This window comes from Spirosoma pulveris, from assembly GCF_054781875.1.
Window position 1 is genome coordinate 647,479 of the sequence record NZ_BAAGTO010000002.1, and the last position, 16,127, is coordinate 663,605.

General features: G+C 52.3%; 10 protein-coding genes. 4 read left to right on the forward strand and 6 right to left on the reverse strand.

Features of this window, described 5'->3' with window-relative positions; genetic code table 11:
• Window positions 1-272 precede the first annotated feature (272 nt).
• On the forward strand, window positions 273-2,702 hold the full coding sequence (locus tag ACYVJM_RS10910) for a PAS domain-containing protein (RefSeq protein ID WP_461148647.1): 2,430 nt from the start codon (window positions 273-275) through the stop codon (window positions 2,700-2,702).
• 204 nt (window positions 2,703-2,906) lie between these two features.
• Here ACYVJM_RS10910 and ACYVJM_RS10915 read toward each other — a convergent pair whose 3' ends face one another.
• The 5 genes from ACYVJM_RS10915 to ACYVJM_RS10935 form a co-directional block, all read right to left on the reverse strand.
• Entirely contained in the window at window positions 2,907-3,737 is an 831-nt protein-coding gene (locus ACYVJM_RS10915) for a hypothetical protein (protein ID WP_461148256.1), read from the reverse strand.
• A gap of 22 nt (window positions 3,738-3,759) precedes the next feature.
• Window positions 3,760-4,626 (reverse strand): hypothetical protein, encoded by an 867-nt coding sequence (locus ACYVJM_RS10920; RefSeq protein ID WP_461148257.1) that lies wholly within the window; start codon window positions 4,624-4,626, stop codon window positions 3,760-3,762.
• Window positions 4,627-4,630: 4 nt separating this feature from the next.
• Entirely contained in the window at window positions 4,631-5,194 is a 564-nt protein-coding gene (locus ACYVJM_RS10925; RefSeq protein ID WP_461148258.1) for a hypothetical protein, read from the reverse strand.
• Between the two features lie 68 nt (window positions 5,195-5,262).
• Window positions 5,263-8,505 carry a cadherin-like domain-containing protein gene (locus ACYVJM_RS10930; protein WP_461148259.1) on the reverse strand — a complete coding sequence of 1,081 codons (3,243 nt, stop codon included), beginning with the start codon at window positions 8,503-8,505 and terminating at the stop codon, window positions 5,263-5,265.
• 97 nt (window positions 8,506-8,602) lie between these two features.
• Window positions 8,603-10,630 carry an Ig-like domain-containing protein gene (locus ACYVJM_RS10935; RefSeq protein WP_461148648.1) on the reverse strand — a complete coding sequence of 676 codons (2,028 nt, stop codon included), beginning with the start codon at window positions 10,628-10,630 and terminating at the stop codon, window positions 8,603-8,605.
• A gap of 283 nt (window positions 10,631-10,913) precedes the next feature.
• Between ACYVJM_RS10935 and ACYVJM_RS10940 the strand changes: the two genes are divergently transcribed.
• Together ACYVJM_RS10940 and ACYVJM_RS10945 are read left to right on the forward strand one after the other, a co-directional pair.
• Window positions 10,914-12,374 carry an ATP-binding protein gene (locus tag ACYVJM_RS10940; RefSeq protein ID WP_461148260.1) on the forward strand — a complete coding sequence of 487 codons (1,461 nt, stop codon included), beginning with the start codon at window positions 10,914-10,916 and terminating at the stop codon, window positions 12,372-12,374.
• 46 nt (window positions 12,375-12,420) lie between these two features.
• Window positions 12,421-13,767 carry a sensor histidine kinase gene (locus ACYVJM_RS10945; protein ID WP_461148261.1) on the forward strand — a complete coding sequence of 449 codons (1,347 nt, stop codon included), beginning with the start codon at window positions 12,421-12,423 and terminating at the stop codon, window positions 13,765-13,767.
• 362 nt (window positions 13,768-14,129) lie between these two features.
• On the opposite strand, the gene ACYVJM_RS10950 is transcribed toward ACYVJM_RS10945, so the two are convergent.
• On the reverse strand, window positions 14,130-14,594 hold the full coding sequence (locus tag ACYVJM_RS10950; RefSeq protein WP_461148262.1) for a hypothetical protein: 465 nt from the start codon (window positions 14,592-14,594) through the stop codon (window positions 14,130-14,132).
• A 359-nt stretch (window positions 14,595-14,953) separates the two neighbouring features.
• Here ACYVJM_RS10950 and ACYVJM_RS10955 point away from each other — a divergent pair, with 359 nt between their 5' ends.
• Window positions 14,954-16,090 (forward strand): efflux RND transporter periplasmic adaptor subunit, encoded by a 1,137-nt coding sequence (locus ACYVJM_RS10955; RefSeq protein WP_461148263.1) that lies wholly within the window; start codon window positions 14,954-14,956, stop codon window positions 16,088-16,090.
• Window positions 16,091-16,127 lie beyond the last annotated feature (37 nt).

Consider the following 16,127-nt stretch of genomic DNA (forward strand, 5'->3'; position numbering starts at 1 on the left):
CCCTGTTATTAACGAACATCAAAAAATGAAGATAGTTTATTACCTTCACACGCAGACAGCTAAAAATAAAATAATTATTATTCCACCTACATTAAGTAGCCATCTCTACCAATAAGTTACTACAATAACTATAAATCAAACTTGTTCATTCTCACCTGGGTTGTTCACTTAATTGTTTTTGATTGGCTAACTTGCTGATACGTATAGACAGGAGTCGTTTGGAAACAGCTAATACCGCCCACTTGTACCCCTTCCTGGCCGATGGCGGGGAGATGGGGGCGCTTACCCGACAGTATGACTGGTCGAAGACATCACTGGGTACCCCCGACCAATGGCCTCAAAACCTGCGCGTTACGCTGAGCATTATTCTCAATGCCCGGTTTCCGATGATTTTGTGGTGGGGGCCGGAGCTGGTTCAGTTTTATAACGATGCCTACCGGCCCAGCCTGGGTAATACGGGCAAACATCCAACCGCCCTGGGCCAGAAAGCAGAAGACTGCTGGCCGGAAATCTGGCCAACGGTTTACTCCTTACTTAAGCAGGTAATGGACGGCGGCCCGGCCACCTGGAGCGAAGACCAGCTCATGCCCATTTACCGCAATGGGCAGCTTGACGATGTTTATTGGACATTTAGCTATAGCCCCATAAAAGACGAGTCTGGCCGGGTAGCTGGTGTGCTGGCTACCTGCCTTGAAACAACCCAGAAAGTACAAAGTTTCAACCGGCTGCGAACCTCTGAGCAACGCTTTCAGCAACTGGTGGATAAAGCTTCCGTAGGCATCGTGGTAGTAAGCGGCCCGGACATGAGGGTTGAAATTGTCAACGAGTCTTATGCCCAACTCATTAACCGACGACTGGACGACTTGCGGGGAAGCTGCTTATTTGATATTCTCGCCGAAGCGAAAGCGGACTTGTATCCGCTTATTGAACAGGTCAGACTAACGGGTAACCCACTTTACCTGTATGACCATCCCTACGCTGTACTGACAGATAGAACCAGAAAAGAAGGTTACTTTAATCTGGTAGCTCAGCCTTATAACGAGCTTGATGGTACCACCACCGGCGTCATTCTACTCTGCCAGGATGTAACAGGTCAGGTCGTGTCCCGACAGGAACTGGAAGCCAGCGAAGCCAAATTCCGCACTCTCATTGAGCAGGCTCCCGTGGCTACCTGCCTGTTCGTTGGGCCCGAAATGCGAATTGACCTTGCCAATGAGTCCATGATCAGCTGTTTTGGCCAGGGACCTTCCATTGTGGGCAAACCGATCCGGGATGTCTTAACCCGCTCCGTCGACACACCCGCCATCCAGCTTCTGGATAGCGTATTTACGACGGGGAATTCATTTGAGGCAAAGGAGGCCCCGGCAGATCTGGTGATCAACGGTGTACCGGGAACCTACTACTTCGACATTAGCCTAAAGCCCCTGGTCAATGCCAATGGTGAAGTCTATGCCGTTCTGGAAATGGCCGTCGAGGTAACCCAGGAGGTACTGGCCCGAAAACAACGGCTGGAAAGCGAAGCTTACTTTCGCCGACTGACGGATGCCGTACCCGCCATCATCTGGGAAACACAGCCCGACGGATACTGCACTTACCTCAACAAGCAGTGGCATAAAACCACCGGCCAGACTACCGACGAAGCCCAGGGGTTTGGCTGGCTCGATGCGACCCACCCTGACGATAAGGCCGAAACGGGTAGAATTTTTATAGAGGCCAACCAGAAACAGGCCGCTTTTCAGGCACTCTACCGATTGCGTCAGCGCGATGGGCAATACCGCTGGGCCATTGACCTGGGTAGTCCCCGCTTTGCGGCCGATGGCACCTATGCCGGTATGATTGGTACCGTGGTCGATGTTCATGACCAGCGGATAGCCCGCCAGGAACTGGCCGAAAGCGAAGCCCGATTACGGACTCTGTCGACCGAACTGGACTTGCAGGTTCAGCAACGGACCCAGCAACTACAGGCGTCGATCCAGGATTTACAACGCTCCAATGAGAACCTTGGGCAGTTCGCCTACGTAGCCTCTCACGACTTACAGGAACCCCTGCGCAAGATCCAGCAATTCGGCGATATCCTGAAAGACAGTTATGGTGCAGCCCTGGGCGAAGGGCTCGACCACCTGAACCGAATGCAGTCGGCCGCTTACCGAATGTCGGTGCTTATCCGGGATTTACTCACGTATTCCCGCATTTCCACCCGACAGGAGGCTACACAGACAATTTCTCTGGATGAAGTAGTTCATTGGGTGTTAAGCGATTTGGAGCTTCGAATAACAGAGACCGGGGCATTACTGGACGTTGCTCCCTTGCCTATGGTGCTGGGCGATGCATCGCAATTAAGCCAGCTCTTTCTGAACCTACTGAGTAATGCACTGAAGTTCCGTCGGTCCGATACAACACCCCACATTCAGATCAGGGTTAACACTGTACGCGCGGCTGATCTTCCCCTTTGGATCAGGCCCACACGGGCGGCTGCCGCTTACCACCGTATCGACGTGGTCGATAACGGCATTGGCTTCGAGGAAAAGTATACAGACCGCATTTTTCAAGTGTTTCAGCGCCTGCAGGGCAAAAACCAGTATGAAGGTACAGGTATTGGTTTAGCCATATGCGAAAAAGTAGCCGCCAATCACGGCGGAGCTATTAGTGCCACGAGCCAGCCCGGCAACGGTGCTACTTTCAGCGTGTATTTACCCGCCTGACACAAAAATTTCAAAGATGACCTGGTTATTCCAATCGCCAACGCGGACTAACACGGCGGGTTGGTCCACGTTGGCGATTGGCCTACTTCAAAGAATAAAAAACAGGAGTGCGCCGGGCAACAGAACGCAGCTGAAACAGGTGATCCCTCAATCCTGCATCCAAAGCTTACTCACTGGCGACGCGGGTGCAACGTCGGATTCAGTTTAGTCACGTGACCAGATTTTCTGGGTCAGCACTTCGTTCGTAGCCGCCCGTTCCAACGACAAAATCCAGTAAGGTGCCGAAGGGTCAGGCACCGTGATGGCCCGTCCGGTCAGGTTCATTACTTTATCCGTCAGCCGCTTCTGATCGACGCCCGTTATGCCGTAGAGACGAACGGTAACGGTTTCCTCCGGCGCAAATCCCTTCAGAAAGAGCCGGAAGGTTCCGCCCGAAGTTGGATTCGGGTAGGCGATCATCTGAACCTGCACCTCTTCCTGGGCAGCTTTGCCAAGAGCCGATGCATCCTGAATAGCGGATAAAGAAACGGGAGTACTCTGAACCACCAGATAATCGGCCCCTTTTTCATCGGACATGTAGCTTTTGAAATCTCCACCTTTCATACCAGCCTGCGCCGAATTGGGGTCAGTCATATTATTAAACAAACGAGCGTGTTCAACAAAGCCAGCCTGAAGGGTAAAATCAAATAACAGAAACTCCTCACCAGCGGTCATATTCAGCCTTGCTCCGGTCGACGTAATGCCATGAAACACAAACCCCGGAGCGACCTGGGGTTGGGCCACAATCGAGTTATCGGCCCAGACTCCCACCGACGTGCTCTTGATGGCCAATGGCTCAGGGGCTTTTGTTGCGGGTAAAACAACCGATACCTGAGAAGGTCCCCAGGTAAAATTTCGAGCGGAAAAGTTGGGCGTAGCAAAGACTTCATACCGGTTTTGCTCCGTATTGAACGCCATGCGTAACGAAACGCTGGGTTGCGCCCATACCGAAACGCACAGACATAAACTACTGATAATAAGAACAATTGCTTTCATATGCTTACTTATATTAAATCGTTCAACGAATACGAACCACCATAATAGGAATACATTGCGCTTGACAACCGCCACACAGGGTAAGCGGGTATGCAGATGATACTGCCAGACAACTCGCCGATACCTGTGCTAAGGTATTGCTACCATTGGCAACCAAATTGGTTATGCTCGCATCGTCGGAATAGGTTAGCGCATATGCTTTGTAGGCACCCGCTACCAACTCCGTTGTTGTAAAGGACGCAGTTGTACTAACCCGGATCAACTTGCCGGATGCATCGGTCAGCACATAACTGGTTTTCACACCCGTTCCGCTGCTTCCCCCTGCCGACCGCAACGTAATGACGTCACCCACCTGATAATCGCAGGTTGGAACAGGCGGCACGCAGGCTTTGAACATCAGGGCGTCTGACCAGTCCTGGCAGGAAGCCAGCACCGAACTCAGCGGATTTCCCACCGACAGGTTGCTGACCGTTCCATCGTAGGTCAAGGCCAGTGCCATATACGTGGCCGTACCCGTCAGGCCGGTGAAACTCGGCGTGGCACTTACCTGCAAAATAGTGCCGGTGTTGCTGGCCAGCACATAGCGGGTCGTTAGGGTACTCCCCGTACTGCCGCCTGCACTCTTCAGCGTTACCGTCGAGGTTGTATAATCGCAGGCAGCCAGGTCTAACGGGCAGCCGTATACGCTCACCGCCACACCCGCAGCCGTACCGGGGCACAAATCGACGGAGTCGTCGACACCATCCCGATCGGCATCCGCAACGAGCCAGTTGGTTGTTAACGAATGGGTGGGTTCGTCAGAAAGCGTAGCGGCCACGCTCTGGCTAAGGATAAGGGTTACGCCAACAGCAGAGCCCAGTATCCATGAACAAATTTGTTTCATATACATAGCACTACTTGCTTAACGTGGGAGCAATTAAATTACAGTTGGTACAAACCGTACCGGTGTTGGCATAATTCTGTACGTACAGATTGCTATTGCCGGAAATATCATTGGCCGAATACATGGTGTTGGAAAAATCGCCCCCCATCATTCCGGGCGCACTTGAATCGGGGTCGGTGCCATTGACGAACAGGCGTAAGCCCGGCAGGCAGATACCACCCGGCAGGGTAAAGGTAAACAGCAACGTTTCTACTCCCGCTGTCAGGTTCACCTTCAGTCCTGTGCTGCCTATGGCATGAAAATCAGACGACTGCACATCGAACACATCCGAGTTATCGGTCCAGCCACCGGCCGCAACACTTGTTACGGTAAAAGCCGCGTTGGCCAGCGACCCGGGTGTCACGACCGTTACCTGAGCACTGCCCCAGTTGTACTGAGGCTGCGTGAAATTAGGGCGTGCATACACCTCGTAGCGAGTCTGGGTCAGGTTGTACCGGATCGTGTAATCGACCGTTTGAGCCGTACCCATCAGGGCAGAACCCAGCAAACAGAGAATAAGTAATACCTTTTTCATAGTAGTAAGTAAGCACAAAGTGATTGAGGGATAAAGGGGCGCAGCCAGAAGCTGCGCCCCGGATTACATTATGGGATTTGTTCCAGCATAAAGTCAAAATTGTATAATTGACCGCTGTTCATCTGGGACGGAGTCTGGTAATTACTAATCACGTTGGTAAAGATCAGCGAGGTATCGTTAGTGGTACCCTGATACTTCACTTTACCATCCATATTAACATCGCCGAAGTAATAGCCCAGCGCATTGTCGTAATTATACAGCGGACTTGGATTACCCGGTTGAGCCGCAATCACTTCAGAGAATATGGTGATCAGATCATTATTAGCTCCCTGATATTTTACTTTCCCGTTATAGCTCGCATCGCCGGCCCACATCGCCTGCTTTGCGCCAACGGTGATCTGCTCCCATCCTTCGTAGTTAAAGGACCCAACGGTGGTGTTCCAAAGTTGGGCAGACGTCATCGTTGTAAAGTCGACCAGGGTACCCGTCGTTGACAGCGGAACAGCGGTTGCCGTCATGACACCCAGGTGATTCCGGTGTTTCACGCTCACGTAATAACTATTTGCCGTCAGACCGCTAAAGCTGAGTGGCGACACACCATCGCTGGCCAGTACCACATCACCATCCCGCTGCACCAGGGCCGAACGAGTCGTCACCACTGCCGACATATTGGCCGGATTTCGCAGTTCGACAAAGACCCAGTCGACTACGGCATCGCCGGTGCCCGCGTTGAGGGCGGTCACACTGGCGGGCATGGTCTCTCCCCCACCCCCGTTTACGTGGGTAAAGCGGGCACCTCCCATGGCACTATAGGGTTCACGCAAAGGCAGGAATTTTTTACTGCGTAAGTCATCGCGCATCAGTCCGCCCGTACTATTGACCAAAGCTCCCTGTAGCAGGACCTTCAGCCGAAGTGTGACAATCGGTAACGGACGGACGGTAATGTAAACCGTTGCCCGACTGCAAAAGCCTATGTTGCACACACTGTAGGTGAAACTATCCGGACCGGTATAGCCGTCGGCTGGGGTGTACGTATAGATGCCATTCGCGGCCATCACGACGACACCGTGCTGAGGCTGACCACTGCTGTAGATCATGGTCAGACTCTGGGGGTCGTAATCGTTTGGTGAAACATTGCTCGCCTTAGCCGTATTCTGGTTAGTCACCAGGCTGTCATCGACCGCCACCGGTGGTTTCAGACTCGACACTACTGTTACGCTGACCAGGGCCGTAGCGCACAGGGGCGCAGTAGCCTGGTCACAGATCCGGTAAGCAAAGCTCACCGCGCCAGTGAAACTCGTCGGAGGGATGTATGTAACGGTACCATTGGCGTTCACTAAAGCCGTACCCGATGCAGGTTGACTCAACAGTGTAGGTTTACCCAACTGTCCGTTACCGGTAGTAGGCGAATTCGGATCACTGTCGTTACTCAGGACGCCAATCACGACCGGCTGGTTCATTGGTGTCTGGGCCTGATCATTGAGAGCCACAGGGGGCAGGTTAACTTCAGGTGCCGCAACAACGGTGATACTCACGCAGGTACTGGCACTCAAACCCGCCGTATTGGTGGCCGAGTAGCAGAAGCTGGCTACCCCGGTAAAGTTGGCGGGGGGCGTGAAAGTATAGTTACCGGTTGACGACATCGTTACCGTACCGGCGGTTGGCAAGCCGATCAGACTGGCCGTCAGCGTACCACCCTGCGGATCGGTATCGTTTCCTACTACATTGCCTGAAACCGGAACGCCAACCAGGGTCGTGGCACTATCCGGCCGGACCAGCGGAGGTTGAGGAATCGCCACGGTGAAGTTAGTCACCGCCGGTGTACTCGTCACCCCGCTTAAGCTGGTGATGGCCGTTACCGAAGCCGGACCATTGACAAACGTCAGGCTCGTGCAGGTCCAGGTGCCGCTCGGAATAGCCGCCGTGGTGATGCAACTCTGCCCGTTGGGACCCGTCACCGTTACGCTGCTGCCGGGGGTAGCCGTACCCGATATAGGTGGATTCAGGCTGGCCACCGTCGTGCCCATCGCCGGACCCGTGATCACCACCGTTGGGGCGTTGATATTAGCTACGCTTACCGTGACTGAACAACTGCCCGTCGCCTGGGCCGAACTCACACTCAGGGTGCGAACCCCCGCCGGACCACTGCCGTCGTAACTAAGCGGAATCGAAATACTGGTCTGACCCGCCGTTAGCGTTAGATTAACCGGTGAAGTCACCGAGGCAAAACCCGTTCCCGACAAAGTCAGGCTTACCGGCCCGGCCGTGGCGTTGGTGATGCCGATCATTAAGGTCGCGCTGCTGGCGGTGCCCACTTTCACACTCCCCGACAGGCTCGAAGTCGTACAGTTGAAGGCAAAACTGCCCGGCACGTTAATTATAAAGTTATCTACTGCCGGTGTACCCGTCACCCCGCTCAGGCTGGTGATGGCTGTTACCGAAGCCGGACCATTGACAAACGTCAGGCTCGTGCAGGTCCAGGTGCCGCTCGGAATAGCCGCCGTGATGATGCAACTCTGCCCGTTGGGACCCGTCACCGTTACGCTGCTGCCGGGGGTAGCCGTACCCGATATAGGTGGGTTCAGGCTGGCCACCGTCGTGCCCATCGCCGGACCCGTGATCACCACCGTTGGGGTCTGGGGTGGCTGGCAATCTGCTGATGCACCACTGACCGCAATAAACTGCTCCAGCGGGTCCTGATTACCCCCGGAGGGTTGGCCCGAACTGGAATAAAAACTGTTAGGCACGTTATAGGAATACGTGTCATAAGCCGCCTGAATAAAGGGATCACCCGGTGGCATGATCTGGATAGGACCAGAACAGCCATTTCCGGAAAACGTAAACAAGGCCACGGGTACGCCCACCACAAAGGGGCCCAGATTGGACTCCGTAGGGGCTTTCCCAATAACATAGTAGGCGTAGTTGGGATCCAGCACAGCCGGGCTATAATCCTGCGTGAATACAGCCCCGGTAGTCGCCGTCAGGCTAAGACCCGGACCCAGTTTGGCAGGTGCTTTTTCCCACGACTGCGTACCACTGGCATCGAGAATATTCTGAATCACGAAGCCGATGGGTACCTTCAGCGTCACCTGGGCGGTGGAGGAGAACTCACTACTACCCCCATTATAGCTATTGGGAGTAGCATAGTCAGGCACCACCCAAACCGTGTAGCGTTGGGTAGTAGTACTGTAAGTCACCCGGTACTTGACCGTGTTCGACGATTGCTGTGCCAGTAGCCGCCCACTGCTCAACAGCAGGATGAGGCTAAAAACCCACAGCAGGTAACGACGTAGAGGGTAGTGGTTTTTCATTTTTCGTTTTAATTAACTCGGAAAATCAACGTAACACGGAGGTATGCAAGTGGTAAAATCAGTTAGGGAAGCCGGTTAAAACCGGCTTCCCAACGCCTTACGGCAATTGTTCACGGATGACAAAGAAGTTCTGGGCAGCGGCATTACCAGGGTGGTTTTTGGTCACGTTCAGGTAGATGTAGTTCACATCATTGCCCGTTCCCTGGTAGATCGTCCGACCGTCCAAATTCACATCGCCGGTATAATACCCGTTAAGAATGTAGCTGGGGTTACCGGCAATATTGAGCGGTCCTTTGACCTGATTCGAGATAGGCGACACATCGTTGCCCGTTCCCTGATAGATCACGGCCTTGTCGTATAAGACATTACCCGCCCACATAGCCACGCCCTGCATCACCGTTACCTGTGCCTGGTTGATGGCACTGGTTGTAGTGACCCGATACGTCGGTGTTGCCGGGTTGCGGAAGTCCACACTCGTACCCGTCAGACTTAATGGAATGGCACTGGCCGTCATCACCCCTAAGTGGTTGCGATGCCGGACGGCTACATAGTAGCTACCCTGAGAAGCATTGAAGGCCACGGGCGAAATACCGTCGATCTCGACAATGTCACCATCCCGTTGCACCAGCGCCGGACGACTGTCGACAACCAGGGAGAAATTCGACGGACTGCGTAGTTCGACAAAGACCCAGTCGACAATCGCATCGTTACCCGTTACTCCGAATACCACCGCCGTGTTACTTACCGGACCTATTGTGGTGATGGATGTCCAACTGGTATATGGACTTGCAGCAGGCAGGTATTTTTTCACACGCAGGTCGTCCCGCATCAGGCCGGTTGGCGAGGTCACCCCGAAGAGCGCACCCTGCAGCCATACATGCGGCAGCAGGAGTACTTTCGGTGCAGTCAGCACCGTAACTGGCATGATGACCGTGGTACATAGATTGTTCTGATCACACACCTGCACACAAAGTGTCGTGCTGACAGGCGTACTGCCCGGCGTGTAGGTTACGCACAAAGCATGCGTAACATTATCGACACTCACCGTAGCCGAACCACTGGAGGGCTGACCACAAATGGTCGCCGTGTGGATGTCGCCGATCGTATCGGTAATACCCGTGCAGACAACTATGGGCGTACCCGCTGGCGTTACAATCGGTGTCGGCGTTACCACGGGAGCAACCGGTGTTGTGCCCGGAGTAACCGGATCAACAATCGTAATCGGCACGATAACCTGCGTACACAGACCCGTAGAGTCACACACCACCAAACAAATGGCATCCGCTCCTACACTGCCCGATGCTGGGCTATAGGTGACACACAACTGGTGGGGCAATCCGGTATTCGTAACGATTGCCGTTGCCGAGCCTTTGGTTGGGCTGCTGCACACACTCACCGAGTGGATATCGCTGATATTGGGGTCAACGATAGTCATACATACCTGAGCGGGCGTGTCTTTCGGCGTTACGATGGGCACGACAATCACCATCGGTGACTGAGGTAGCGCCATCGTCTGGCTGGCGGGGTTCACCGTTATGGGAATAATTGTTGTGGTACAGGCTCCCGACGCATCACAAACCGTGATACAGGCGGTCGTCGATCCCGTGAAGGTGGGCGTTGGCGTATAAGTTACGCACACCTGATGAGTTGATCCGGTGCTGTTATTGACACTCGTACTAATTGTACCAGTACCCGTGCCGGGCTGACCACAAACAGTCACGCTGTGTACATCCGCCAGATCGGCATCAATGATGGGCATACAGACCGTAACGGGCTTGCCCATATCGGTCACGACAGGTTCGCCCACGACGACCGGTGGCTGGTTGGATGGTGACTGTACCAGCACACTCACCGTAGCCACATCACACTTGCCCGCGCTGTTGCAGACCGAGTAGGTGAAGCTGGCCGGACCCGTGTAACCCGGTGCCGGGGTGTAGGTATAAGAACCCGTCGGACTCATTACCACCGTTCCCGAAGTCGGTTGTCCCGTCGTGTAGGTCAAGGGCAAGCCCTGCGGATCGCTGTCATTGCTGGCTACCGTGCCTGCTTTCGGCGTGTCTTTCGGGGTAACTTGGACATTTCGGCGGGGTTGACCAGTCGATTTCGGATTCGGCTGACGGGTGATTTCACCTTAAACTGACCAGGTTAAATAACTGGCAATCTATTGGTTAGAGGTGTCAGGCTGATACAGGGTGAGTGGTCAGTTTGCTACGAAATCGGCTGGTCAACGGCCCCGAAATCTCCACGAAGCACTCCGGGACAGTGTTTATATGTGTCATTCATTACAGCTATTAACACTTGTTCACATAGACATAAATGAGCTTACGAAAGCACTTATTTATGCACAGAAACTAGACCAGTTGACCAGACAGGTAGCCGCTAAACATCTGGAAAATCATGAACTCCCAATGTCAGCTAATGACGTGCTGGCCATTATCTATGAGAAAAAAGGAGACTATGCACTGGCTTACCTATACCTAAAAAGATCACTTGACTACTTCATTGCACATCATGATGAGACACAAATAAATGAAGCAGCAATACGCGTGGGTAGCAACTTAATAAAACAGAAACGACCTATTGAGACCATTCGGTATATGAATGAGTCGTTTCGCCATAAGCTCATTGACTATCCTGTTTCTGATACCTATGAGATTTACGCACTGGCTTATCAGCAACTGGGGAAATTAGATTCGTCTTTTGTTTATGCCCAAAAGGCGTATAAACTGGCACTAAAAAAAGGGCATCTAAGCCAAATTCAGTCTACACTGAGCACATTGATTGCTATTGAAGAAGCACAGAAACGGTACCCGGCAACGCTGGCTCATCTACGGCAATTGAGCGCTATTAAGGATAGTCTATTCACGGCGGAGAAAGCCAAAGCCGTGGCCCAGGTCGAGGCACAGTATCAGGTCGCCCAAAAGCAGCAAACTATTGAGCTTCTGCAGAAAGATGCTGCGTTGCGCAGATTTATGCTGAAGCAAAGCCAGGAAGAATTTCAGGCGCAACAACGAAGCCAAAAGCTACTAATGCTGTTAGCGTCGGCGTTTATGCTACTGGCGCTTGGACTATTTATCGTTTTCCGTCGCGAACGAACGACTAAATGCCTGTTGGCTAGTCAAAAAGCCGAGATTGAAGAGAAAGCCAATCAGTTGCTGAAAATAAACAAATTAAAAGATAAACTTTTCGGTGTCATCGGTCACGACCTGCGCAGCCCAATGGCCGCCCTAAAAGTTCAACTTGCCAACCTGATTAATGCGTCGCCCGCTTTAACCGTAGGTAACGCCCGCCTGACCAGCGTTCAACACCTGGCCGATGGCCTGTACAACACGACCGACAACCTGCTGAACTGGTCGATGCTTCAGCGGGGAGGGCTCAGGGTTTGGCCCACCTCCTTCGATCTGAGTATTCTGGCCGAAACCGCCCTCGATCTGTTTAGCAGCCAGATCCAGCAGAAACAGCTCCTTGTAACCACCCGGCATGAGCCCGCACTTATTACGGCCGACGAATACCAACTCCAAATTGTAGTCCGCAATCTGCTCCATAATGCCATTAAGTTCACTCCGCCAGGGGGAAGCATTCGTTTCTACACCGGTCAGCAGCATGGCCGGGGCGTCGTACAGCTTATCGACTCCGGTATCGGTATGTCGGTTGATAAACTGCAGCGGGTGAGAAGTTCGTTGCTGGAACAGGCTACCGTCAGTGAAAACAGTTCGGGACTGGGGCTGGAAATCTGCCGCGAATTTATACGACTCAATCAGGGTGATTTCAGTATACAGAGTGAACTTGGCCAGGGAACAACCGTCAGGATTGAGTTTGACCTGACAATTCCCGGACAGCCATTCTCGTCACCCGTTAACCTAAACTGAACGTACAATCCGTTTCAGCGGGTAGTCATCCCTCTTTTACAGAAGCATGAACTGGCTAAATCTCAGCAAAAAACTATACCCGGCCGATCATCTTGACAGATTATCGGCCTTCGACCGGCTCCGGTTTGTAACCTTGATGAGTACCTGCTGGTTTAGTCTGCTGATCGTCTTAACGAGTGTAACGATCAACGTCTTCAACCATAAAGTAGACCGGGTGCCTGGTAATTTAACGTACCTGGTTGCAATAGTTCCAACGCTTTGGTTCATTTACCGGTATACTATTCAGCTGGCATTCTGGTACTTCGTAGGTGCTATCTACATCTTTACCAATGTTATCTTCTATCTCCGGCTCCTTGCTCATGTGGATGTGCATCTGGAGCTTAATTTTATAATGATAGGCATCTTCTGCATTATTTTTATAGAAAGCAGAATCACCCTGGTGGCCGTCATTTTTTTAGCCATTAACTACCTGGCAGCCAGACTCCTGATCTTTCACTACCTGCACCTCCCGTTTGAGATAGGACAGCTGATTTCCGGCGGTAGTATATTTTGCATAGTGTTCTATGTAGGGGACCTTTTCAGAGAATCGGCAGTCAACATTCACAACGTTATTCAACGTCAGAACAGCGAGTTACAACAGGCTAATGAGAAGCTGAACGAACTGAACCGGGTAAAAGATAAGCTCTTTGGTATCATCGGTCACGACCTGCGAAGCCCCATTGCCAGTTTAAAAACCCAGCTGATAGGCGTTCAGGAGGGTTACCTTTCCCCGGCCGATTTCAGGCAGCGCACGAACCAGTTGGCGCAACTGGTAGATAGTGTGTATGTAACGCTGGACAACCTGCTTCACTGGTCCATGTTTCAGCGAAGTAATCTGCGAGCCCATCCGGTTGAAACAGACCTGTCCGAACAGGCCGAAATGGTCGTCAGGCTCTTCATGGGGGACCGCCAGATGAAACAGTTGACGCTCACTACCCATTACGAGCCAGCCCTGGTCATTGTCGATGAACATCAAATTCAGATCGTAATTCGGAATCTGCTTCACAATGCCATTAAGTTTACCCCCGTTGGCGGTCGTATTGGTATAACCACAGGTTTGATCGATGGCTACATGGGACTGACTATTCAGGATTCGGGCGTTGGTATAGCATTTGAGAGGTTGAACCAGCTCACCAACCAGATCGGGTCGACTCCGGGAACAGCCGGCGAAAAAGGTACGGGTCTGGGACTCGCCATCTGCCGGGAGTTCGTTACGCTTAATAAAGGGCTATTGACGATCCAAAGTACCCAAGGCGAAGGAACGTCGGTAACCATTTGCTTCCCTCCGGCCAATGCCGGGAAATCTGCACCAAAGGTCAAAAACAAGATCCCCGCACAAGTCAAGGAGGTGTGACCGCCCCACAGTACTCTGGTGGATCGGCTTAGTCGTACCCGTTATTACGTACCTACGGCGCGTCGATAAACACCGGAACGACCTAACGGGCATATGGCTATTCCAAACGAAGAGTAACGCCAACACTCCCCTGCCCTCGTTGGTAAGTCAGCAGTTGAGTACGATCTGTCCAGGTTCGTTTGGCATCAGGCAACCCAGGCTTATTCACGCAAGTATTTACGAAGCGCTTGAATACCAAAAATTCCCAGCGTTATACCAACTACGTAAGCAATAAGGTGCAAAACCATAATCACTAAAGGCAGGGACTGGAAAAGGGGGCTATTCATAATTTCTGTTATTAGACAAAGAAACGGCATGTCAACTTATAAATTCAACTTGATCGCATACGTTACATTGTCCGCACTTCGACCAACTACCTGATCATTGAAGCGAACCTCGGTTAGGTGCATCCATCCATCGCATTTACTGTTATCTCGCTGGCTCTTTAACTCAAGGCTACCGAGTGCATTATTGTTCAACTCTACCGTAAACCGGTTCTGTTCGTTTTTATCAAACAGGCTGTACCCTACCTGGTAGACGAATTTATAGCGGTCATTGGAAGCGACCGGTCTAAAATCCACCGGTGAAAGTACAGTGCGTACGCCGGCAGACGAAATAGAACTTAAACGAAGTGTGGCCGCTTGTAAGGAGTCGTTAATGAACGCTTGCCCCTGAGCATTTGTAAAGGCCACCGTGTAAGCGGGAGGTGGATTCTGACAAGCCTGCCGTTGACAGGAAAGTGTAAAGATAAGGCCGGACAGGAAGAGAATACTATAAAGGAATTTCATGTAGATAACAGGTTGAGCAGGTAAGAGTCGGTTATCAGCCGAAGGGTTGTAAAATGGGTACGCTGTCACAAAACCAACATACGACAACCTGCCCCAAAAGGTAAACATAATTCGCGTTTCGCCATACAGATGGCTGGCCTATGCCCTGCCATTGTCCGCCCGATTCGGCGAAGTCAACTCCGTATTTGTGTTTTTTCAAGGCAAAAATCAACTTCCGGGACCTCTCTAATGAAATTCTAATATTTTTCTAATCTGTTCCTTAGTTGGGTGTGCCTACTTACCGATGGATTCAGCGTACCAATCCACAAACGGATCGTCGCTAACCTCGAAAACACCCCTTCTCAGATTAACTTTTCTTTATGTACTATTATTCCGGCATACTAGCCCTATTTGTCAGCGTCGTATTGACCAGCTGTTCGTCTCAACCCGAACAAAAGCAGGCAGAATCAGCCCCGACGCTCCCAACCATCCAACTCAGCAAACAGGAAGCCACCCTCGACCGCGACTACGCCAGCGAACTGGAAGCCGTTCAGAATGTGGAAGTTCGGGCCAGAGTTGCCGGGTATCTGGACAATATCCTGGTAGACGAAGGGCAGCCAGTTCATAAAGGACAACTGCTGTTTCAACTCAACGGAACCGAATACCAGGTTGAAGTGGCGAGGGCAATCGCTAATCTCGAAAGCGCCAGCGCGGAAGCACAATCGGCCGAGGTAGAAATGGACCGGGTAAAGTTGCTCGTGGAGAAAAAAATCATCTCTCCCTCCGAATCCAAACTCGCCCGCGCCAAGATGGAAACGGCCAAAGCCGCTATCGACGGGGCGAAAGCCGCCCTGAACAAGGCCCGCTTTCACGTATCGCTGACCAGCATCCGGGCACCGTTCGATGGCGTAATCAACCGGATACCGTTCAAGCGGGGGAGCCTGATTGAACAGGGGGCGCTGCTCACCAGCATCTCTGACCTCCGCCAGATGTACGCGTACTTCAACGTATCGGAGAAAGAGTACCTCGCCTTCATCAAAAAACGGCACGACCCCAACAAAGCAACCATCCGTGAAGTGGAGCTACTTCTGGCCGACGATTCGGTGTACCCATACAAAGGTAAAATTGAAACGACCGAGACAGTTTTTGAAGGCAACTCCGGCACCATTGCCTTCCGGGCCAGCTTCCCCAACCCCAAGCAGCTGCTGCGGCATGGCGCTACGGGTAAAATCCGAATGAGCAACGACGTAGACGATGCCCTTCTGGTACCCCAGAAAGCTGTCTTTGAAGTACAGGACAAAAACTTCGTATACGTGGTCGACGCCAATAATAAAATTAAAAGCAGAAGTTTTGTCCCCAGCAGCCGGGTCGACCAGTTCTATATCGTTCAATCGGGTCTCAAAGAGGGCGACCGCATTGTTTACGAAGGCATCCAGAGCCTGAAAGATGGAATGACCATTGTGCCCAAACCATTGGCGCCCAGTAGCCTGCAGGCACTCTATGCCGCTGCCCGCTAACGAAGGCCGACTGCTTCCCTCTCCCGTTTCTTCGTTT

Excerpts from the sequence above, each read along its gene's own strand:
- ACYVJM_RS10910 (WP_461148647.1), top strand. The coding sequence starts at position 273 with ATGGGGGCGCTTACCCGACAGTATGACTGGTCGAAGACATCACTGGGT.
- ACYVJM_RS10915 (WP_461148256.1), bottom strand. The coding sequence starts at position 3,737 with ATGAAAGCAATTGTTCTTATTATCAGTAGTTTATGTCTGTGCGTTTCG.
- ACYVJM_RS10920 (WP_461148257.1), bottom strand. The coding sequence starts at position 4,626 with ATGTATATGAAACAAATTTGTTCATGGATACTGGGCTCTGCTGTTGGC.
- ACYVJM_RS10925 (WP_461148258.1), bottom strand. The coding sequence starts at position 5,194 with ATGAAAAAGGTATTACTTATTCTCTGTTTGCTGGGTTCTGCCCTGATG.
- ACYVJM_RS10930 (WP_461148259.1), bottom strand. The coding sequence starts at position 8,505 with ATGAAAAACCACTACCCTCTACGTCGTTACCTGCTGTGGGTTTTTAGC.
- ACYVJM_RS10940 (WP_461148260.1), top strand. The coding sequence starts at position 10,914 with ATGTCAGCTAATGACGTGCTGGCCATTATCTATGAGAAAAAAGGAGAC.
- ACYVJM_RS10945 (WP_461148261.1), top strand. The coding sequence starts at position 12,421 with ATGAACTGGCTAAATCTCAGCAAAAAACTATACCCGGCCGATCATCTT.
- ACYVJM_RS10950 (WP_461148262.1), bottom strand. The coding sequence starts at position 14,594 with ATGAAATTCCTTTATAGTATTCTCTTCCTGTCCGGCCTTATCTTTACA.
- ACYVJM_RS10955 (WP_461148263.1), top strand. The coding sequence starts at position 14,954 with ATGTACTATTATTCCGGCATACTAGCCCTATTTGTCAGCGTCGTATTG.